The sequence below is a fragment of the Pseudomonas sp. OTU5201 genome (genome assembly GCF_038440135.1).
GTDB lineage: Bacteria > Pseudomonadota > Gammaproteobacteria > Pseudomonadales > Pseudomonadaceae > Metapseudomonas > Metapseudomonas resinovorans.
On the sequence record NZ_JASATC010000014.1, the window covers coordinates 82371 to 104338 of the forward strand.

The following is a 21968-nucleotide window of genomic DNA, read 5'->3' on the forward strand; positions in this document are numbered from 1 at the left end:
CGTCAGAAAGCTGTGTATCTATATGGTAGTTATGCACAGGAGATTTATCCCTTGGCTTTTCACCAGGGTTATCGACTGGGTTAAAGGCCAGTTATTAACAGGGTTCCGGCGAACCATTTTCCAGGCGAGAAGGCAGGAACGAACCGCCCGTTTGGCAGGCAGTCGCGTTCTCTGTGGATAAGAAGGGGGGTGGCTTACTTGCCGATGCAGAAACTGGAGAAGATGCGGCCGAGCAGGTCGTCGGAGCTGAATGCGCCGGTGATTTCGCCCAAGGCTTGCTGGGCTTGGCGAAGGTCCTCGGCGAGCAGTTCACCAGCGCCGGCGAGCGTGAGCTGGGAACGACCATGATCAAGGAAGGAACCCGCCTGGCGAAGGGCTTCCAGGTGACGACGACGGGCGCTGAAGCTGCTTTCGGCAGTCTGTTGATAACCCATGCAGGCCTTCAGGTGTTCGCGAAGCAGCTCAAGGCCGTCTCCGGAGCGAGCCGACAGACTGAGGGTGACATGCCCATCGTCGCTGATTTCAAGCGCGCTAGTTTCGCCACTGAGATCGGCTTTGTTTCTGATCAGGGTGACTTTCGCCAGATCCGGCTTCTGGTCAAGGAACTCTGGCCATAGCGCGAAGGGATCGGTCGCTTCAGGCGCGGTAGCGTCCACCACCAGCAGTACCCGATCAGCCTCGCCAATGGCCTTCAGGGCACGCTCGACGCCAATCTTTTCCACATGGTCGTCGGTATCGCGCAGGCCGGCAGTATCTACAACGTGCAGGGGCATGCCATCGATGTGGATATGTTCCCGCAGTACGTCGCGGGTGGTGCCGGCGATTTCGGTCACGATGGCTGCTTCGCGCCCTGCCAGCGCATTCAACAGGCTGGATTTGCCGGCATTGGGGCGACCAGCGATCACTACGGTCATGCCATCGCGCAGCAGAGCGCCCTGGCCTGCTTCACGGATGACTGTGGATAAGTTTTCCCTCACGCCATCCAGCAGGCCCAGCACGTGACCATCAGCGAGGAAATCTATTTCTTCCTCGGGGAAGTCGATGGCGGCTTCCACGTAGATGCGTAGCTCTATCAGCTTCTCGGTCAGTCCATGTACGCGCTTGGAGAACTCCCCCTGCAGCGAGCGCAAGGCATTGCGCGCAGCCTGTTCGGAGCTGGCTTCGATGAGATCGGCGATGGCCTCCGCCTGGGCCAAGTCGAGTTTGTCATTGAGGAATGCACGCTCGCTGAACTCACCAGGACGTGCCTGGCGAGCCCCCAATTCCATACAGCGGCGCAGCAGCAGGTCGAGCACGACCGGGCCGCCATGGCCCTGGAGCTCAAAGACATCTTCTCCAGTGAAGGAGTTGGGGCCTGGAAAATAGAGCGCGATTCCTTGGTCGAGGGTTTGCCCGGAACCATCGAGGAAGGGTCCGTAGTGAGCAAAGCGGGGTTTGGGCGAGCGACCGCTGATGGCTTCGGCAATCCGCGCGGAATGTGGCCCGGATACGCGGACGATGCCCACGCCACCGCGGCCTTGGGCGGTGGCGACGGCGACAATGGTGTCACGGATAGGATTCATCTGTGGATACCTTGGGATCTTCGAATGGCAGATAGCAAGACGCCCCCAGAGGGGGCGTCTTGTTCAAGCTGTCTGGCGTCGCTGTCAGGCTGCTGCCTTCTTGCTGGCCGCCTCGATCTGACGGGTAATGTACCACTGCTGTGCGATCGACAGGACGTTGTTGACCACCCAGTACAGTACCAGGCCGGCCGGGAACCACAGGAAGAAGAAGGTGAAGATGATCGGCATCAGCTTCAGTACCTTGGCTTGCATCGGGTCCGGCGGCGTCGGGTTCAGCTGCTGCTGGATGAACATGGTGGCGCCCATGATGATCGGCAGGATGAAGAACGGATCCTTGATCGACAGGTCGGTGATCCAGAACATCCACGGGGCCTGGCGCATCTCCACGCTTTCCAGCAGTACCCAGTAGAGGGCCAGGAACACTGGCATCTGCACGAGAATCGGTAGGCAGCCGCCCAGCGGGTTGATCTTTTCCTTCTTGTACAGCTCCATCATCGCCTGGGACATCTTCTGGCGATCGTCACCGAACTGTTCTTTCAGGGCTTGGAGCTTCGGCGACACGGCACGCATACGCGCCATGGATCGATAGCTGGCTGCCGAGAGCGGGAAGAATGCAGCCTTGATCAGGATGGTCAGGACGATGATCGACCAGCCCCAGTTGCCCAGCAGGCTGTGGATATGTTGCAAGAGCCAGAAGATCGGCTGTGCGATGAACCACAGGAAGCCGTAATCGACGGTGAGTTCCAGGCCCGGGGAGAGTTCCTTGAGGTGATCCTGGGTCTTCGGACCGGCGTAGAGAATCGCGGACGTTTCGGCCGAAGCACCTGCTGGCACGCTCAGCGAGGGGCCTACGAAGCCGACGATGTAGTTGCCGCGGGAGTCCTTGCGGGTCTGGATGGCGTTGTTCTGGTCCTTAGGTGCGACCCAGGCGGTCACGAAGTAGTGCTGCAGCCAGGCGACCCAGCCTCCCTGCACGGTTTCCTTGAAAGACTGCTTGTCCATGTCTTTCATGGAAAGTTTCTTGTACGGCTCGTCCGGAGTCCAGACTGCAGCGCCCAGGTAGGTGGACACGCCAGTGGCTGTGGTCGCGGAAGGATCGGCGCTGGCGTCACGCTTGAGCTGGGCATACATGCTGCCGGACCAGGGCTGGGCGCTCTGGTTGTCGACCTTGTAGGCCACCTGCAGCTCGTACTTGCCGCGATTCAGGGTGAAGCGCTTGGTGTAGTTCACACCGGCTTCGCTGAAAGTCAGGTCGACTACCAGTTGTTCCTGACCATCGGCCAGCTTGTAGCTGCGCTGAGTGGCGCTATACATGGGGCGACCGTTGGCCCGGGCGTCCGGACCATTGGCACCGACCAAGCCGCTTTGGGCCTGGTAGAGGCGCTCACCACCATTGTCGAACAGCTGGAATGGCACATTCGGATGATCCTGGCGGCGCGGGTACTTCGGCAGGGTCAGCTGGACGATGTCACCGCCATTCGGATCGATGGCCAGGCTCAGTACGTCGGTTTCAACACGGATCAGTTCGCTGCTGGGAGCGACGGTCTGGGGAGTTGCCGGTTCGCTGCGCTCAGCGCTGGCGGTCGGCACGTCGTCGCCGGACTTGGCGGTTGAGTTGTCGTCCGGCAGCGTCGCTTGCACGGAGCTTGCGCTGTTGCCTGCACTCGGCAGGGCGGCTTGGCCGTAGTCCTGGTTCCACTGCAGAACCATCAGGTAGGACACGATTGCCAGGGCGACGATCAGGATCGAGCGTTGAATATCCATGATTACTCGGCCATCGAAGGGGGTTGGGGAGTGTTGGCGGGTGGCACCGGGTCATAGCCGCCCGGATTCCACGGATGACAGCGGCCCAGCCGACGCAGGGTCAGCCAGCCGCCACGCAGGATGCCATGTTGTTCGATGGCCTCCTGCGCGTAGCAGGAACAACTGGGATAGAAACGACAGTGACTGGCCATCAGTGGACTGATGGCGTAGCGATAGAACTGGATCGGAGCGAGGGCCAGTTTACGCATGGGGACTGTCGGACACCCCTGATCCGGGAGAAGGTTCAGGGCGAGTCCGGCTGCGCGCGAGGCGTTTCCAGAGTTTGCCGAACTGATGTCTCAGCTCAGGATTCTCCAGATCGCCAATACCTTTGCGCGCCACGATGACGATGTCCCACCCGACCAGTAACTCAAGGTTTTGGCGGAAGGATTCGCGAATCTGGCGTTTTAGGCGATTGCGCTCGACGGAAAGCTTGACGCTTTTCTTGCCGATCACCAGACCCAGGCGGGGGTGATCAAGGCCGTTGTCACGCGCGAGGAGCAGGACGTGCTTGCCGGGAACCTTTCCGGTGGGTGAGTCGAAGACTGCCTTGAACTGTCGGGGTATCAGCAGTCGCTTTTCCCGATCGAAGCCCTGACTCACCACCCGTTCCGGATAAATCAGACGGTCAGGCGCTTGCGGCCCTTGGCGCGACGACGCGACAGGACTTGACGGCCGTTCTTGGTGGCCATGCGGGCACGGAAACCGTGGGTGCGAGCGCGCTTGATGGTGCTGGGTTGGAAAGTGCGTTTCATGATGCTTTTACCTGGTGGTCACTACGGGCCGGAAGTGGCCCCCGTTTAAAGAGACCGGCAATTCTAGTGAAACCGTGCGGGCAGGTCAATTTCCAACCAGCGCTGTCGAGTAAAAGAATATAGAAGAAAGGGAAATTTAAAAAAGCTTGGTTATGTTTCTTATAAATGTGCCTGAGCCTTGCCTGTGGACAACCAGGCACAGACCGCATCCCATCTGCGTGCGAGTCGACTAACAACCTTGTCAGAAAGAGGTGGTCTGGCTGTGGGGGATCTGGGTAGAAGCTGGGGGTGAATCGCGATGTTACCCACAGGCGGGTTATGCAGGCACTTTTCCCCAGGGGAGAAGGCTGGGTTATGGCGTGGTTATCCACAAGATTCATGCCAGACACAGCGTCATTCTGCGCAGTGAATAACATATTGATTTTATTCATCCATCCGACATTTTTCGTGTGGATAACTCTTCCTGTCGCCGCTACAATGACGGCTGTTTTGTTTGAGTCCGGCATCATTCCGACTTGGGGGACATCCGTGTCAGTGGAACTTTGGCAGCAGTGCGTGGAGCTCTTGCGCGATGAGCTGCCTGCCCAGCAATTCAACACCTGGATCCGCCCATTGCAGGTTGAAGCCGATGGAGACGAACTGCGCGTTTACGCGCCGAATCGGTTCGTGCTCGATTGGGTCAACGAGAAGTACATGGGGCGGCTCCTCGAGTTGCTCGGCGAACGGGGCAACGGCCTGGCGCCTGCTCTTTCATTATTAATAGGCAGTAAGCGCAGCCCAGCTCCGCGGAAGGCACCACCGCCTCCGCCTCCGGTCATGGCGCCTCCGCCACCCCCTCCTGCCGCACCATCGCATAAGCGCATCGAGACCGTGGAAGAAACCCGCGACAATCTCGATCCGTTGGCATCGGCGGTATCTGCACCGGCGATCCGTACGGAGCGCTCCGTGCAAGTGGAAGGGGCGTTGAAGCACACCAGTTACCTGAATCGCACTTTCACCTTCGAGAACTTCGTCGAGGGCAAGTCCAACCAGCTTGCCCGCGCGGCGGCCTGGCAGGTGGCGGATAATCCCAAGCATGGCTACAACCCACTGTTCCTTTATGGCGGTGTGGGTCTGGGTAAAACTCACCTGATGCACGCTGTGGGTAACCACCTGCTGAAGAAGAATCCGAATGCCAAGGTGGTTTACCTGCATTCCGAGCGATTCGTCGCAGACATGGTCAAGGCTCTTCAGCTGAATGCCATCAACGAGTTCAAGCGTTTCTATCGATCTGTAGACGCGCTGCTCATCGACGACATTCAGTTCTTCGCCCGCAAGGAGCGTTCGCAGGAGGAGTTTTTCCACACCTTCAACGCCCTGTTGGAGGGCGGTCAGCAGGTGATTCTCACCAGTGACCGCTACCCGAAGGAAATCGAAGGCCTAGAAGAGCGCCTGAAGTCCCGCTTCGGCTGGGGTTTGACGGTAGCGGTCGAACCGCCGGAGTTGGAAACCCGTGTCGCCATCCTGATGAAGAAGGCCGAGCAGGCCAAGGTCGATCTGCCGCACGACGCCGCGTTCTTCATCGCTCAGCGTATTCGTTCCAACGTGCGCGAACTGGAAGGTGCGCTGAAACGTGTGATTGCCCACGCCCACTTCATGGGCCGGGATATCACCATCGAACTGATCCGTGAGTCACTCAAGGATCTCCTGGCCTTGCAGGACAAGTTGGTCAGCATCGATAACATCCAGCGCACTGTAGTCGAGTACTACAAGATCAAGATGTCCGACATGCTCTCCAAGCGCCGCTCGCGTTCGGTGGCTCGGCCGCGGCAAGTCGCCATGGCGCTGTCCAAGGAATTGACGAACCACAGTCTTCCGGAGATCGGCGATGCGTTCGGCGGACGAGACCACACCACGGTGCTCCACGCCTGTCGTAAGATTGCTCAACTAAGGGAATCCGACGCGGACATCCGCGAGGATTACAAGAATCTGCTGCGCACATTGACCACCTGACCGCAGCCCAAGAGGCAAGGGACTAGACCATGCATTTCACAATTCAACGCGAAGCCCTGTTGAAACCCCTGCAACTGGTCGCCGGCGTCGTCGAGCGCCGCCAGACCTTGCCGGTCCTCTCCAACGTGCTGCTGGTAGTCGAAGGCCAGCAGCTGTCGTTGACCGGCACTGACCTCGAGGTCGAGCTGGTTGGGCGCGTTGCCCTGGAAGAACTGGCTGAGCCGGGCGAGATCACCGTACCGGCCCGTAAGCTGATGGACATCTGCAAGAGCCTGCCCAGCGACGCGCTGATCGACATCCGTCTCGACGAGCAGAAGCTGTTGATCAAGGCTGGCCGCAGCCGCTTCACGCTCTCGACGCTGCCGGCGAACGATTTCCCGACTGTGGAAGAAGGTCCAGGCTCACTGAATTTCAGTCTCGTGCAGAGCAAGCTGCGTCGGCTAATCGAACGCACCAGTTTTGCCATGGCTCAGCAGGACGTTCGTTACTACCTCAACGGCATGTTGCTGGAGGTGAATGCCGGTGTCTTGCGTGCCGTTGCCACAGACGGTCACCGACTGGCCATGTGTGCCATGGAAGCCGGGCTTGAAGGTGTCGACCGGCACCAGGTCATTGTGCCGCGCAAAGGCATTCTGGAACTGGCTCGCCTGCTGACAGAGCAGGATGGTGAAGTTCGCATTGTGCTCGGCCAGCACCATATCCGCGCTACTACCGGCGAGTTCACCTTCACCTCCAAACTCGTGGACGGTAAGTTTCCGGATTACGAGCGCGTGCTTCCTCGTGGCGGTGACAAGCTGGTAATCGGTGACCGCCAGGCGCTGCGCGAAGCCTTCAGCCGTACTGCGATCCTTTCCAACGAAAAGTACCGTGGTATTCGCCTGACGCTTGCTTCCGGCCTGCTGAAGATCCAGGCGAACAACCCCGAGCAGGAGGAGGCAGAGGAAGAAGTAGCGGTGGATTACAACGGCAGTAACCTGGAGATTGGTTTCAACGTGAGCTACCTTCTGGACGTACTGGGCGTGATGTCCACCGAGCAGGTTCGTCTGATTCTGTCCGATGCGAACAGCAGTGCCCTGGTGCAGGAAGCTGGCAACGACGACTCCTCCTATGTCGTAATGCCGATGCGTCTGTAACGACTCAATGTCCCTTAGCCGTATCTCGGTCACCGGTGTGCGCAACCTGCAGCCGGTGACCCTCTCCCCCTCCCCCCGCATCAACATTCTCTACGGCGCTAACGGCAGCGGAAAAACCAGCCTGCTGGAAGCAATACACCTCCTCGGTCTTGCCCGTTCGTTTCGCAGTACTAGGCTGCAACCAGTCATTCAGTATGAACAGTCTGCGTGCACGGTGTTTGGTCAAGTCAGCCTTGCTGAGGGTGGGCAGAGTAGTTTGGGGATTTCCCGGGATCGTCAGGGCGAGTTCCAGATTCGCATCGATGGGCAAAATGCAAAAAGTGCTGCCCAGCTGGCTGAGACCCTGCCGCTTCAGCTGATCAATCCGGACAGTTTTCGTCTGCTTGAAGGTGCTCCGAAGATACGTCGACAGTTCCTCGATTGGGGAGTGTTCCACGTGGAACCTCGGTTCCTTCCAGCTTGGCAACGACTGCAGAAGGCGCTTAGGCAGCGGAACTCGTGGCTCCGGCATGGTACACTGGACGCCGCTTCGCAGGCGGCTTGGGACCGGGAACTATGCCTGGCCAGTGATGAGATAGACCAGTATCGCCGGGCCTACATCCAGGCGTTGAAACCGGTCTTTCAACAGACTCTTGCTGACCTGGTGGAACTCGATAGTCTCACGCTTAGTTATTACCGTGGCTGGGACAAGGATCGGGAGCTATCCGAAGTGCTGGCCACTTCCCTTCTCCGCGATCAACAAATCGGTCACACCCAGGCCGGACCGCAACGCGCAGATCTGCGATTGCGTTCAGGTGCACATAGCGCGTCCGACATACTGTCGCGCGGTCAACAGAAACTAGTGGTTTGCGCCTTGCGAATCGCGCAGGGCCATTTGGTGAACCATACGAAACGTGGCCAGTGCATCTACCTAGTTGACGACTTACCGTCAGAGTTGGACGAGCAGCATCGGCAATCACTTTGCCGTTTGCTGGAAGATTTGGATTGCCAGGTGTTCATTACCTGCGTTGACCATGAATTTCTGAGGGATGGCTGGCGCACGGATACGCCAGTTGCCATGTTCCACGTGGAACATGGCTGTATCAGCCCCACGATCATCGGGAGTGAAGCATGAGCGAGAATAGAACGTACGACTCTTCCAGCATCAAGGTGCTGAAGGGGCTGGATGCCGTACGCAAACGCCCCGGTATGTACATCGGCGACACCGATGATGGGACAGGTCTACACCACATGGTGTTCGAGGTCGTTGATAACTCGATCGACGAAGCGCTTGCCGGCTTCTGCTCGGAAATTAGCATCACCATCCACACTGACGAATCCATCACCGTTCGCGACAACGGTCGTGGCATTCCGGTAGATATCCATAAGGAAGAAGGGGTTTCTGCCGCTGAGGTCATCATGACCGTTCTGCACGCGGGTGGTAAGTTCGACGACAATACCTACAAGGTGTCTGGCGGCCTCCACGGAGTGGGTGTGTCCGTTGTGAACGCCCTCTCCGAAGAGCTACGTCTTACCATCCGTCGTGCCGGTCAGGTCTGGGAACAGATCTACCGCCATGGCGTTCCGCAGTTCCCGTTGCGCCCGGTGGGCGAGACCGATGGTACCGGCACCGAAGTGCATTTCAAGGCGTCGTCTGAGACGTTCAGCAACATCCACTTCAGCTGGGACATCCTGGCCAAGCGCCTGCGTGAACTGTCCTTCCTCAACTCGGGCGTAGGCATCGTGCTGCGCGACGAGCGCAGTGGAAAGGAAGAGCTGTTCAAGTACGAAGGCGGCCTAAAGGCTTTCGTCGAGTATCTGAACACCAACAAGACCATCGTTAACGAGGTCTTCCACTTCAATGTTCAGCGCGAAGAAGACGGCGTTGGTGTAGAAGTCGCCCTGCAATGGAACGACAGCTTCAACGAAAACCTCCTCTGCTTCACCAATAACATTCCTCAGCGTGACGGTGGCACCCATCTGGCGGGCTTCCGCTCCGCGCTTACCCGTAACCTGAACAACTACATCGAACAGGAAGGCCTGGCGAAGAAGTACAAGATCGCCACCACTGGTGACGATGCGCGCGAAGGTCTGACTGCCATTATTTCGGTAAAGGTGCCGGATCCCAAGTTCAGCTCCCAGACCAAGGACAAACTTGTTTCCTCCGAAGTGAAAACCGCGGTGGAACAGGAAATGGGCAAGTTCTTCGCTGACTTCCTGCTGGAAAACCCGAACGAAGCCAAGGCCGTAGTCGGGAAGATGATCGACGCCGCACGCGCCCGAGAGGCGGCGCGCAAGGCTCGTGAGATGACCCGCCGCAAGGGTGCCCTGGACATCGCCGGTTTGCCGGGAAAACTGGCCGACTGCCAGGAGAAAGACCCTGCCCTTTCCGAACTCTACATCGTGGAGGGTGATTCCGCCGGTGGCTCGGCGAAGCAAGGCCGCAACCGCAAGACCCAGGCGATCCTGCCGCTCAAGGGCAAGATCCTCAACGTAGAGAAAGCCCGTTTCGACAAGATGCTGTCCTCCCAGGAAGTCGGCACCCTGATTACTGCACTAGGCTGCGGGATCGGGCGTGAGGAGTACAACATCGAGAAGCTGCGCTACCACAACATCATTATCATGACCGACGCTGACGTCGACGGTTCGCACATCCGAACCCTGCTGCTGACGTTCTTCTTCCGGCAGATGCCAGAGCTGATCGAGCGCGGCTACGTCTACATCGCGCAGCCGCCGCTGTACAAAGTGAAGAAGGGCAAGCAGGAGCAGTACATCAAGGATGACGAGGCCATGGATGAGTACATGACCCAGTCGGCCCTGGAAGACGCCAGCCTGCATGTCAACGAGAATGCACCTGGTCTCTCCGGTGAAGCCCTCGAGCGTCTGGTGAACGATTACCGCAACGTGATGCGCACACTCAAACGCCTGTCGCGCCTGTATCCCCAGGACCTGACTGAGTACATGATCTACATGCCACGTGTCAGTGTTGATCAGCTCTCCGACCAGGCGGCGATGCAAGCCTGGCTGGAAGGCTTGCAGGCGCGTCTGAAGGCCGCGGAGAAGTCGGGTCTGACCTACACTGCCAGCCTTCGTGAAGACCGCGAGCGTCACTTGTGGTTGCCGGAAGTTGAGCAAACTGCTCATGGTCTCTCCCACTACATAACCTTCAACCGGGATTTCTTCGCCAGCAACGACTACCGCCAGGTGACCGAGCTGGGCGACCAGCTCAATAACTTGCTGGAAGATGGTGCCTACGTGCAGCGTGGTGAGCGCAAGAAACCGGTGACGAGCTTCAAGGAAGCACTGTCCTGGCTGATGACCGAAAGCACCAAGCGTCACACCATCCAGCGCTATAAAGGGCTGGGTGAGATGAACCCGGAGCAGCTGTGGGAAACCACCATGGACCCGACTGTCCGTCGCATGCTCAAGGTCACCATCGAAGACGCCATCGCCGCCGACCAGATCTTCAACACCTTGATGGGTGACGCCGTCGAGCCGCGTCGTGACTTCATCGAGAGCAACGCCCTGGCGGTGTCGAACCTCGACGTCTGACGTACTGTGAACGGGCATATTAATTGTCGCGTTTGAGCGGAATTAATGTCGCGACCCAACCCGAAGCCCCGGCCTCTGCGCCGGGGTTTTTCTTTTAGGTCGGCCAGCTCTTGGCGCCCTGCCCGTCCGAACTAGGGATGACGAACTGCACTCGCGGAGCTGATGGGCGAAGCGTTCGAACCTCTTTGCGGGTTCTTCGGAAATGACGCCATGCTGAGGCAGGCAGGCAGGCAGGCAGGCAGGCAGGCAGGGTGTAGGTCGGCAAAGTTAAGTAATTCGGCGAAAGTACCTACATCCTGCTAAAAGCCCCTGCTGGTTGTAAGACCAGCAGGGGCTTTTAGCATTGAAGGAATGATGCCAGCTGCTTCAGTTGGTGACCTTCACTATGGTGCTGTATGTACGAACCTTAAAAATCTTGGTCGGCTTTTCGTATCTGTTGATACACCGCCCTCATCAGATGGCTTGCAGCAACATTCCTAAACGCCTCATCGTTCATCAGGCGCACGAAGATTTCTTCGTTGCCGTCCATGCGCTCAATGAACAGGTTCTCAAGCTGCTTGTTGAACACCGGCTCGAAGTTTTCGATGCTGTTGGCCATGACTGCCTGTCGCAACTGCTCATTGGCCACGGCAGTTTCACGGACTTGATCGAAGAAGAGCTGGTCTGCAGGAGTGAACTCTGTTCCGAAGCGCTCATTGAGCTTTCCAACCAAGGTCGAAAGCTGCACATCCTCGTCTGCTTGACCTGTGCCTACGTTGGTCGGGCCCTCAAGCGCATCCGCCTCGCCCGCCTTCAGATCAATCGCCCCCTCGCTGATTTTTTGCAGGCGGTAGTACTTGAGCTCGACTTCGTCGTCGACCTGCACCGTCCGGTTGTCCGTCGTGCGTGGCAGCTTGGTCAGGAGGAAACGGGTATAGGTGTACAGCTTCTCGTGATCGGAGTCCTGGTAAGGCACGATCTGAGAAACAAAGCTGTACAGATTGCGGAAGCTGACCAGCTGCCCCTTGAACAGGTTTTGGTCTTCTTCCCCGAGTTTCTTGAATCGCTCAATCGCAAGATCGAGAAGGCCATTCAATTTCTTGTGCTCGCCACCAGTAGGGTTCAGGCGATTGCGGAACCAAATCTCGCACCAAGCGCTGACCTCTGCCCCGGTGTAAATTTTCCAGCCAGCCAGAGTATGTGCCAACGTGTTGAGTTGTTGCGGATCGGTGTCGTCGCCCTTGTCCGTTGTCTCGTAATAGGGCTTGAAGGCGGTGTAGATGTCCGCAGGTTCGTTGACAAAATCGAGCACGAAAGTGTCAGTCTTACCGCGTGTCGTGCGATTTAGGCGCGAAAGTGTCTGTACCGCCTGGATGCCGGATAAACGCTTGTCGACGTACATGCTGTGCAACAGTGGCTGGTCAAAGCCCGTCTGGTACTTCTCGGCCACCAGCAAGACTTGGTATTCCTCGGTGTTGAACTTCTCCGGCAGCTCAGATTCCTTGATGCCGCTGTTCATGCTCACTTCGGTGAATTTCTTGTCGGCAAACTCTTTGAGCGTGATTTCGCCGGAGAAAGCCACAAGCGATTTCACGTCGGTGTATCCCTTGTCTTTGATGTACTTGTCGAACCCCAGCTTGTAGCGCACGGCGTGTTCGCGCGAGCCAGTCACCACCATCGCTTTGGCCCTGCCGCCAATCTTGTGGCGGGTATGGGTGCGGAAGTGCTCCACGATCACTTCTACCTTCTGCGCGATCTCGTAGTCGTGAAACTCGACGAAACGCGCCAGTGCGCGGGCGGCCTTGCGGCGCGGTACCTCCGGATCAGCCTCCACCTTCTGGATCAGCTTGTAGTAGCGCTTGTAACAGGTGTAGTGGGCCAATACGTCGTGAATGAAGCCTTCCTCGATGGCTTGCCGCATGCTGTAGTGGTGGAACGGCGCTTTGCCGTTGGGGCCGGGCTCGTTGAAAACGGCCAGGGTCTTGAACTTGGGCGTCGCCGTGAAGGCAAAGAAACTCAGGTTGGGTTGTTTGGCGCGCTTGAGCTGCTCACGCAGTAGCTCCTTCTTTGCCTCTTCGCTCAAGGCATCGTCGTCCATATCCAGCAACTGCTCAGCAATGGCGGATTCAATGCCATCCTTGTTCAGGATCTTGCGCAGCTCCATCGCCGTTTCACCGCTCTGCGAGCTGTGCGCCTCGTCTACGATCACCGCGAAACGCTTGCCTGCTGTCGAGATGGCCACCCCTTTGCCGTTGGCTTCCATCGTGCGAATGGCTTGGGTGATGAAGGGAAACTTCTGGATGGTGGAAATGATGATCGGCACGCCATCGGCCAGCGCCTTGGCCAACTGCTGCGTATTTTCGTCGATCTTCTGCACCACACCCAGCTTGTGCTCAAACTGGAAGATCGTGTCTTGCAGCTGTTGATCCAGCACGCGCCGGTCGGTGATCACCACCACTGAATGAAAGATTTTCTCGTTGTAGGCATCATGCAGGCTGGAGAGACGGTGTGCGAGCCAGGCTATGGAGTTTGATTTGCCTGAACCAGCGGAATGCTGGATCAAGTAGTTGTGCCCCGAACCATGCACTTGCGCATGGTCGGTCAGTGCTCGCACCGCATCCAACTGGTGGTAGCGTGGGAAAATCATCGACTCCTTACTATGGCGCTTGATGCCTTTTTCGGTCACGACGGTCTTTTCCTCGACGTCCAGATGGATGAACCGAGCAAGGACGTCCATCAAGCTGTCGCGCGTAAGCACCTTGCGCCACAGGTAGGCGGTACGCACATCGCCTTCAACAGGCGGGTTACCGGCACCGTGGTCATGTCCAAGGTTGAAAGGCAGGAAGAATGTGTCCTTGCCCTCCAGCTTGGTTGTCATGAAGACCAATTCGGTGTCTACGGCAAAATGCACCAAGCAACGCTGCTTGAAGGCGAACAACTGCTCATTGGGATCGCGCTCAAAGCGGTACTGGTACTTTGCGTTCTCCACGTTCCAGCGTGTGGCCGACATAGGGTTCTTCAGCTCAAGCGTGGCCACAGGCAGGCCATTCACCGCCAACACTACGTCGGGGATGGCCCCACTCTTGGTGTTGACCTGCCGCACGATGGTCAGGCGGTTGTCGTCGTAACGCTCGGTACTTGCGGGGTCGAGTCCAGTGTTGGGCGCAAAGTAGGCCAACCGCACCGTCTTGCCCACGCACTTGAATCCTTCACGCAAGATCGCCAGCGCGCCTTTAAGGGCAAGCTCTTTCACCAAGCTATCCAACAAAAACGCTGAGGCTTTGGCTGCGTCGAGTTGGGTCAGACGAGTCCAGATCTTTGGCTGCGTCTTCTGCACAAAAGCAACGACATCTGCCGGGAATAGCGCGATATCCGGATTGTAGGTGTTAGGGTCACCCTTCTCGTACCCTCCTTGGCTTACCAGCGTGTGCTCGATGTCGTTTTCAAAGTCGATTTCTTTGTGCATCTTCCCACCCTTAAATGCATTCGATTCGGCCTGTTAGCGAATCACTTCAATATTGCTGTTTTCCAAATCCGCCAGCGCGATGCCATTGAGGTCGGCATAGCGGTAGTGGCGTATCGTGTGATCGCGCTGAAGGTACTTGCCATCCTCATCCAGATACGGCATCGGGTCTGGATGATTGCTCAAAACCTACTTGGTGGCATGAATAGCACTGCGCTTGGTGGTATAGGCATTGATGGTCGCGTGCAGCGCCTTGAGCCAATCCACACTGGCTTTCAACTGATCTGGTACGTCGTGCGGGATGCTCTCTGACTTGAACTCAAGGCAGTACACATGCAGCTTGCTCTTGCGGAGGTTGAACACCACGAAGTCACAACGCTTCGACCAGGGCTTGGCGGTATCGTCCAGAAAGTGAAACAGCGGCAGCGATGAGCCTTTCTTCTTGGTGTCCAGCTTGATCACCAAGGTCTCGCCCGTGGTCTGCAAGCTCACCTTGTACTCGATGGGCTTGCTGCCGCTTTGGCCGAACACCTTCTCCTTCAGTACAACTTCGCTGCTACTTGCCTGCTGCTGGCCGTAGTGGTTGGTGTTCAGGTAGGACTTCAGGCAGTTGAAATAGCCTTGCGCATTCAACGCCATTTGGGTTTACCTTCATTCATGAGGTAATCCCTTCGGCGGGTTGCGGAATCTCAAAACCGCGCACGTCGATTTTTCCGGTGACGGAATTGGTGATTAGTGCTGATCGGTATTCCTTGAGCTTTTCAATGGCATTTCCTACCTTCTGCATCTGCATGGAGATATTCGAAGCTACAGAATCAATATATTTGGCAATAGAGATTTGCTCAGGCTTGGGGGGCAAAGGAAAAGGAAGGTTCTTTAAAGTATCCTGTCCAATATTTTGCATGGAACCACTTGTGCCGGTGGCATGACGCTCATAGTGATATCTTGCGATAGATGATCTGAGAAACCTCACCAAATACTCGGAATCGACTATAGGAGCTACTTTCATTCGATATAGCTTGTCGCAAAGAAGAAGGCGGGGGCGAACGTTTTTTACGAGCGCAGCGCTGCCAAGCAGTTCTTTTGTATTGGCCCGACTAACCAAGATATCGCCGTCTTTAAGTTCATATTGAGTTAGCGGTAGTAAGTCGTCTGGCAGAGCTTTGTTTTCCGTGCTATCGAAAGTCTCACCATTTACGCAGCCAACCTTCATAACGCCCCATTGCTCATCATCCGCAGGATCACTGTTGCATTGTGGTGACCATCCCTGCTCTAGCGCTTCGATTGCAAAGCGCACACGAGTAAATTTCCAATGCGCTGGAATCACCCCCAACCATGCTACCCCTGAATCCTCCATCGGCACCGACGGATCAAGTCCCTTGGTGACGGCATGGCTGATCAGCGCCGTGCGCTTTTCGGCCAGCTTGTCGAGCAGGGATTTTTTCTTCGCGATCAGCGCATCGATTTGCGCGGTCTTGAAATCGAGGAAGCGAGCGATGGCTTTTTGCTCTTCCAACGGCGGCTCTACAGCTGGAATCCGAACAAGGTCACTTGCGTTGATGGCCGGATAGCTAACCCCAACCGAATTAGCAACCACATCGCCAACAAATCCATTGGATTGGAGTAGGTAGGCTGCAAATCCGGAGAATAGGTTTTCTCTTGGTCTAATAACCGCAAACCCGGTCGAAACGACCATGTTTTCCTGAGGCTTACAAATGGGGGCGATTGCCTTGAGATAAGTGCGAACGGTGGAAACGATAATGTCTCCATCTTTTACCTTACGTCTGGCGCGGGATGGCGCCTTCTCAAAAGGCATTGATTCTGTTTTTTCAATTCCATTTATCAAAGAGACGCTTGAAATATCGATGTACTCGATTTCCAAATCAGGGTCGGTTCGCTCGTCAAGAGCCTCGTCATTGTGTGAGGCCACATTTTTTATGCGCTTGAATTCCCAATGCTCTGGAATTTCCTTAAGCCAAGCACAACGAGTCTGTTTGTACTTCTTATACGCGGGGTAAAGAGCCATCACACTACCTCGCTCAGCATTGCCATGATATCTTTTTCCAGCTGGCCGATTTCGCCCGCTATCACCTCCAAAGGACGCGGTGGCTGGTAAACATAGAAGTGCCGGGTCAGTGGGATTTCATAGCCCACCTTGGTTTTGCTGTGGTCAATCCAGGCATCGTGCACATGCGGTAGGACTTGAGCCTTGAGGTAGTCCTCGCAGTGGTCTTTGACCAAGGCCAGCAGTTTGTCGTGGCCAGTTTCGTTGTCGTAGCCCAGCGGAAGCGGCAACTCAATGTCGCCCGGTAAAGCCACGATTTCAGTATCGCGCAGGTCGGCATCCGGTTCCGGGTTGCCTTTGGAGTCCAAACAGATGTCGGCCTTGGGGTCACGCTCAGACAGTGCTGCCAGGATGGCTTTCTTGACCGGCGCACCGACCTTGATGGCTGCCATTTTCAGGGCGGCTTCGATCACTGCGTAGAAGGCGGTACGATTGCGGTACAGCGCTTCACTGTCCATGCCTTCGAGGGCGGCTTTGATGGCCGCCTGTGTTTCTTGGCCTGCTGCGATTTCCGCGCGGTAGGTAGCCTCATCCTTACGCTTCTTGCTACTGGCCAGATTGACGAAGGCGCTCTGCTCATCCAGCTTGGCGATCCGCTCAGCACTGGCCTGGAAGTTCAAACGTAGTGGGCGCTCAACGGTGATCTTAAGGAAGCCAAACTCGCGGTTATCGAAGATCTTGCTGCAAACCCTGCGTTCAGCCTTACTGTCCACCAATACTTCGCTTTCCGCATCGTGGTCGTGCTCGGCGTAGAGACGCACCAGTTCCTTGATATGGTCATCCGAGAGCTCGTTGCGCTTGTTGCCCAGGCTCTTGTCCATTTTCTTGAAATGGCGTGTGCCGTCGATCAACTGCACCTTACCTTGGCGGTGTACTGGCTTCTTGTTGGTTACGATCCAGACATAGGTGTAGATGCCGGTGTTGTAGAACATCTGGTCTGGCAGGGCGACGATGGCGTCCAGCATGTCTCGCTCGATAATCCAGCGGCGAATATTGGACTCGCCTGATCCGGCGTCACCCGTGAATAGGGGGGAACCATTGAATACGATAGCGATCTTGGAGCCGTCGCCACCGACGTTCTTGCCATCGATCAGCTTGGGCGGCTGGTGCATCTTAGAGATCATGTGCTGCAAAAAGAGCAGCGAGCCGTCGTTGATGCGTGGCAGGCCTGCGCCGAAACGTCCATAGAAGCCGTGATTGCTGTATTCCTCGCGGACGTAATCTTCTTCAGGTTTCCACTCCACCCCAAAAGGTGGATTGGCCAGCATGTAGTGGAATTTTTTACCCGGATGCCCATCGTGCGGCACAAAACCATTGGTCTTGTTCTTAGCATTCTTGATGCCCAAGGTATCGCCGTAGATCAGGTTATTGATCGGCTCGTCCTTGATCAGCAAGTCTGAACAACAGATGGCGTAGGACTCGGGGTTGTATTCCTGGCCGAACAACTCGATGTTTGCATCTGGGTTCAGGCCGTTTGTGAAGCCGTCACCGCAGATGAACTTCTCCGATTCGGACAGCATGCCGCCAGTACCGGCGGTGGGGTCATACACGCTGCGATAAATGCCTTTTTCGTAGATGCCGTCCTCGCCGGTGAACAGCAACTGCACCATGAGGCGAATGACTTCCCGTGGAGTGAAGTGATCCCCTGCTTCTTCGTTGGCTTGTTCGTTGAACTTACGCACCAGCTCTTCGAACAGATAGCCCATCTGCAAATTGCTGATGGCCTTGGGCGAGAGATTGATGTCTGCGGAGCAGAACTCCTTGATGATGAGGTAGAGCCGGTTCGCCTCGTCTAGCTTGGCGATCTCGGTTTCAAACTCGAACTTGTCGAATATGTCGCGGGCGCGCGGCGAGAAGCCCTGGATGTAGGCGATTAAGTTGCCAGCAATGTTGGGCGCATCGCCCAGCAGCTTCTCAAATGTGAAGCCACTGGTGTTGAACAGTTCTTGCTTGCGGTCGGTAGCGGCGATGCGTGAGAGCGCCTTCTCCAGCGCAGGGCCGGTGATGCCTTTGTCTTCCAGGCGTTTCTTTTCGTCCAGCACCTTCTGCTTGTTCTCAGCCAGCACCAGATCAAAGCGACGCAGCACAATCAGCGGCAGCATCACACGACGGTACTGTGGCGGACGATAGGGCCCACGCAGCTTGTTGGCGATATTCCAGATGAAGCCGACTAGGTTTTGATGTTGAGCATTTTGCATGAGCAGTTCCTGAAAAGTGTTCGATTCGCTGCGGATGTGTCTTCATGCCATTAACACGTGACTGATCCGCTTTTGGCTTAGTGCTGATCTATTCGAGTGACCAGAAGTCTTTGGTTAGCTCGGCTTGCCGGATTCGTAATTGCTCAATTTCCATTTGGATTTGCGCTTCTTCATCGAACGCATGAGCCATCGTCTGCATTTCCTCAATCGAGGCCACGGGAATTTGCATTTCTTTGAGAGCAGAAAGCTGAATGGAGGGAATCGAGGCGCCCACTGCCATGCGACTCAGCAACCCCTGCCCCATCGCTGAGCGCAGATAGATCAATAGCGCCTCGGGGGGATAGATTTCGGGGAATCGGCTGCGTAACACAACTAGGGACTGCCCCGCGATCCAGCCGCTGTCGCCTGGATTGGGAACGGGGCCGGCGATGCCTGCTTTGCCAACGACGCCCTTGAAGGTCATCAGGATGTCATTCGGCCTGATGAAGTAGGTGTCCGCCTTGGGGGAGTCCAAGTCAAACAGGGTCTCCTTGCCGGCACTATGGATGTAGCCGAATTGGGGAAGATCCTGGGCCAGCACTTCCATCACCTCGGCTCCGGATGAGGCCGTGGCATGTTGGCGCGGGCGCAGGATCTCGAAGAGCTCTCCCAGTTTGCGAGTCGGGTAGCGTTCTAGGGCTGTGTTTAGTTGACGTGTTGATTCGTCCAGTACGTAGCGGCCGACCTCCAGTCCGAAGTCGTTTGCTGCAATCTCCTCGACCATGACGCTGATGGCCATCGGCGAAGCGGTGCCATCCTCGACTAGCTGCACCAGTCTGGCGATGTTTTTCAGTTCGCAGCGTCTCTTGGCTGTCACTTCTCGGAATTCGTCAGCGTTCGCATTTACAAAACGGATGGTGTGACTCCGGTGGTCGCTGTTCAGGACAAGGATGTTTACCGGAATGCTGGTGTGGCTGCACAACCCCGGCGGAAGCGCCACGACGGCTTGCAGGTAGCCGTGCTTGATCAGGTCTTCGCGCAGCTGCTTTTCGGCTCCTTTGCCAAAGAGCACGGAGTTCGGAACCATCACCACAATCCGGCCGTGGGTTTGTGCGAGAAGGTGGCGAATCTGGAGCACGTTGCCGGCGGGAGTCTTCTCGACGAAACGCCCCCACAGGTCGTTCTCGGCAACCTCATGGGAATAGTTGACATTCATGGGCGGGGCGCAGACTGCGGCGTCGAACTGCAACAGTTTGCCTTGATGAATCGCCAAGGGAGCCTTCACCGGATCTGTGGGGTGCATTTCCCAGGCACTACCGCCGGTGAGATTAAGAATTTGCGCTGGTGTGGTCGGTTGTTGAGATTCAGCCCAGACCGTTGCGCCCGTGCGGACTGCCCGCGCGGCAATCTGTCCGGAGATTTCCCAGGGGATGTACACCTTGTGGTTGGCATTCACTCCGGCCAAGCTAATCAACAGATCACACAGGCCTGGGGCATGAGCAAAGCTATCCAGGCGCGACTCGCCGAACCAGTAGATGGCGTCATCCAAGAGCAGCGCGTCGAGTAGGCCCTGAGCATCCAAAACTCGGATCTTATGGATGAGCGGGGAGATATCGGGTATGCCGCGCAGGTTTTGCCAGACCCCTTCATCAAGAAATGGAAACGGCGTACTTGGCTGCAAGCTGCGCAGCGCTTCCAACTGCGTGGAAAGTCCCTGCTCTGCGAGCGCATCGAAACGATGTCCCTCTGGGACGACCTGCTCCTTAGAAAGCTTCCACCAGCACAGTAACTGTAGGATCAGAGACAAGGATGTGTAGCTGTCTGCTCCTAGCCTGCGGGCCACATCCAGCAACTGGGGAAGAATTTTGTCGTTCATGTGATTTCGTTTTTCCACGCGTTGAGGCGCATTAAATGCGATGTGAACAGTTGTAGGTCGTGATCAGCGCTTCTCCCTCGGCCACGACTACGACGCCGCCTTTGTCCGCGATCTTCATCAGCAGGCGCTTTTCCCGCTCCAGATCAGCCAGGCGCTGTTTGGCCTCTTTCTTCCCGAGCACGATTTTGTCGTTTTCCAAAGACCCGTGAGTGAGCACGTAATCGACCATCTTGAGCGAGATACCGCGCTGGGATTGACGAGTCTTGCAGTGTTGAGTGGTGTGCATGGTGGGCCTGCTGCATGGGGTGACCGTGAGTTAAATGTATGGAAAAGCTTGCTTTGCGTCAAGAAAGCAAAATATGCGTAAAGTTCGCACAATGGAATTCTATAACTCCGTGGGATATTTGAAGACTGCTAGTGGACGGGTACGGGTACTCTATGCAGGCTTGGCAGTAGGTGCTTAGGGGAGTGGTGGCGGGTGTCAGAGCTCGACCGGCAGCACCTTGATTCCCACTCCCTCACAAAACCGCCCCACCGCCGTCAGCGAGCGCCACAGCCGCACCGGCTCCCGTCGTGAGCGCACCGTCAGCCATTTCACCCCGAGGCGCAACTCCAACCGCCAGCTCTCCCCGTCGCGCAGCACGCGAAATTCCCGCGCCGCCCCGGTCTCCACCAGCGCCTGCAAGGTGTCCTGTTCAATCGCACGCTTCATGCCCTACTCCCCGCTCACGCGTCCAACCAGTGCCTGGAGTTCTGGTATAGCGTAGGGGGTAGGCTTGGTCGCCAGCCCTCTGGACAGGAGTCACCAGCGATTGGCCAGGCGCGGGGGGCGATTGACCATAACGCCCCATTACGTGCACGCTGCGGACGGGTACGACGCGCCAGCGTTCGGATGTAACGCACAATGCTATCCCAGCGAAGCTGGCCCGCTCGTCGTCGCCTGCCGCAACAACTCGATGAACTCGGTTCGCCCGTTACGCCCTTGGCGCTTGCGGGACGGCCGGTGCCACCAGGCGGAGGCCGGGTGAGGCGTATGGCCGACCACCTGGCCTGCGGCTATCAGGGCCGCGACCAGCCCGGACTGCCCGGCCGCACGCCAGGCCAGCCGGCTGCAGAACACCACAACCCGTGGTTGCAGCACCCGGACGACCTCCTCGACCGTTTGCGCACTGACCTGGCGATCCAGTGACGACACCTGGATTGAGTCGCCCGTGACTTCGGCGGGGCGCTGAAAGTAATTCATGAAGGCCAGCTGGGTGAAGACCGGCGGTGTCGACGCAAAACCACCCGCCTCGGCGGCGGAGGACAGGTGGCGATAGATGGTTTTCGACGCCCCCTTCCAGTTTGAGGCGAGACCCTTTTGGATGATGCCTCGGGTTTTCATCCAGCGAAGGGATTGCGCGTCCGGGATGGTCAGCCCCGCGTACCAGGTCGCCGGGTCATGGTGGTAGCTCACGCCAGGCGGCAGATAGTGACTTTCCCCCAGGAGGAGCACCTTCAAGCCAGCCGTGCGGTAGCCGCTGCCGACCCAGGGCAACAGGTTGGGGTACTGAGCCAGGTGCGCAATCTGCAGCAATTGATCATCGAACTGGGTATCAATCACGTTGTGGCCTTGCGCTCGTTAGTGGTGTG

The 21968-nt window shown here is 57.0% G+C and carries 18 protein-coding genes; 4 read left to right on the forward strand and 14 right to left on the reverse strand.

The features are described 5' to 3' along the window. Positions 1-194 precede the first annotated feature (194 nt). The 5 genes from mnmE to rpmH form a co-directional block, all read right to left on the reverse strand. A complete protein-coding gene (gene mnmE, locus AAHM40_RS11200; RefSeq protein WP_342244703.1) occupies positions 195-1562 on the reverse strand; it encodes a tRNA uridine-5-carboxymethylaminomethyl(34) synthesis GTPase MnmE in 1368 nt (455 codons plus the stop codon). A gap of 84 nt (positions 1563-1646) precedes the next feature. Continuing rightward, positions 1647-3326 (reverse strand): membrane protein insertase YidC, encoded by a 1680-nt coding sequence (gene yidC / locus AAHM40_RS11205; protein ID WP_342244704.1) that lies wholly within the window; start codon positions 3324-3326, stop codon positions 1647-1649. 2 nt (positions 3327-3328) lie between these two features. Further along, positions 3329-3574, reverse strand: a complete 246-nt coding sequence (gene yidD, locus AAHM40_RS11210) for a membrane protein insertion efficiency factor YidD (protein WP_342244705.1) — start codon at positions 3572-3574, stop codon at positions 3329-3331. Beyond that, positions 3567-3971, reverse strand: coding sequence for a ribonuclease P protein component (gene rnpA, locus AAHM40_RS11215; protein WP_342244706.1), 405 nt, complete (start codon positions 3969-3971; stop codon positions 3567-3569). Before rnpA ends, yidD begins: the two co-directional genes overlap by 8 nt. 14 nt (positions 3972-3985) lie before the next feature. Then, complete coding sequence (rpmH, locus tag AAHM40_RS11220; RefSeq protein WP_003290924.1) at positions 3986-4120, reverse strand: 50S ribosomal protein L34; 135 nt, start codon at positions 4118-4120, stop codon at positions 3986-3988. A gap of 528 nt (positions 4121-4648) precedes the next feature. Between rpmH and dnaA the strand changes: the two genes are divergently transcribed. From dnaA to gyrB, 4 genes are read left to right on the forward strand one after another with little or no spacing between them, the layout of a single operon-like run. Beyond that, positions 4649-6112 (forward strand): chromosomal replication initiator protein DnaA, encoded by a 1464-nt coding sequence (dnaA, locus tag AAHM40_RS11225; RefSeq protein WP_342244744.1) that lies wholly within the window; start codon positions 4649-4651, stop codon positions 6110-6112. Positions 6113-6141: 29 nt separating this feature from the next. Beyond that, positions 6142-7245: a DNA polymerase III subunit beta gene (gene dnaN, locus AAHM40_RS11230; RefSeq protein ID WP_342244707.1), complete on the forward strand. Its 1104-nt coding sequence runs from the start codon at positions 6142-6144 to the stop codon at positions 7243-7245. 7 nt (positions 7246-7252) lie between these two features. Then, entirely contained in the window at positions 7253-8359 is a 1107-nt protein-coding gene (recF, locus tag AAHM40_RS11235) for a DNA replication/repair protein RecF (RefSeq protein WP_446731561.1), read from the forward strand. Next, positions 8356-10776, forward strand: coding sequence for a DNA topoisomerase (ATP-hydrolyzing) subunit B (gene gyrB, locus AAHM40_RS11240; protein ID WP_342244708.1), 2421 nt, complete (start codon positions 8356-8358; stop codon positions 10774-10776). The genes recF and gyrB overlap by 4 nt, the downstream gene beginning before the upstream one ends. A gap of 406 nt (positions 10777-11182) precedes the next feature. Here gyrB and AAHM40_RS11245 read toward each other — a convergent pair whose 3' ends face one another. The 9 genes from AAHM40_RS11245 to AAHM40_RS11285 form a co-directional block, all read right to left on the reverse strand. Then, complete coding sequence (locus tag AAHM40_RS11245) at positions 11183-14221, reverse strand: type I restriction endonuclease subunit R (protein WP_342244709.1); 3039 nt, start codon at positions 14219-14221, stop codon at positions 11183-11185. 33 nt (positions 14222-14254) lie between these two features. Further along, positions 14255-14383, reverse strand: coding sequence for a hypothetical protein (locus AAHM40_RS11250; RefSeq protein ID WP_342244710.1), 129 nt, complete (start codon positions 14381-14383; stop codon positions 14255-14257). Positions 14384-14407: 24 nt separating this feature from the next. Further along, the gene (locus tag AAHM40_RS11255; RefSeq protein ID WP_342244711.1) at positions 14408-14857 is read right to left on the reverse strand and encodes a hypothetical protein; all 450 of its coding nucleotides are present in this window, start codon (positions 14855-14857) and stop codon (positions 14408-14410) included. A gap of 16 nt (positions 14858-14873) precedes the next feature. Further along, entirely contained in the window at positions 14874-16244 is a 1371-nt protein-coding gene (locus AAHM40_RS11260; RefSeq protein WP_342244712.1) for a restriction endonuclease subunit S, read from the reverse strand. Beyond that, positions 16244-18481 carry a type I restriction-modification system subunit M gene (locus tag AAHM40_RS11265; protein ID WP_342244713.1) on the reverse strand — a complete coding sequence of 746 codons (2238 nt, stop codon included), beginning with the start codon at positions 18479-18481 and terminating at the stop codon, positions 16244-16246. Before AAHM40_RS11265 ends, AAHM40_RS11260 begins: the two co-directional genes overlap by 1 nt. Positions 18482-18569: 88 nt before the next feature. Then, entirely contained in the window at positions 18570-20336 is a 1767-nt protein-coding gene (locus AAHM40_RS11270; RefSeq protein WP_342244714.1) for a type I restriction-modification system subunit M/S, read from the reverse strand. 31 nt (positions 20337-20367) lie between these two features. Beyond that, positions 20368-20622, reverse strand: a complete 255-nt coding sequence (locus tag AAHM40_RS11275; RefSeq protein ID WP_342244715.1) for a DUF4258 domain-containing protein — start codon at positions 20620-20622, stop codon at positions 20368-20370. A 195-nt stretch (positions 20623-20817) separates the two neighbouring features. Further along, complete coding sequence (locus AAHM40_RS11280) at positions 20818-21048, reverse strand: hypothetical protein (RefSeq protein ID WP_342244716.1); 231 nt, start codon at positions 21046-21048, stop codon at positions 20818-20820. Between the two features lie 195 nt (positions 21049-21243). Beyond that, positions 21244-21939 (reverse strand): hypothetical protein, encoded by a 696-nt coding sequence (locus AAHM40_RS11285; RefSeq protein ID WP_342244717.1) that lies wholly within the window; start codon positions 21937-21939, stop codon positions 21244-21246. Positions 21940-21968: the final 29 nt, after the last annotated feature.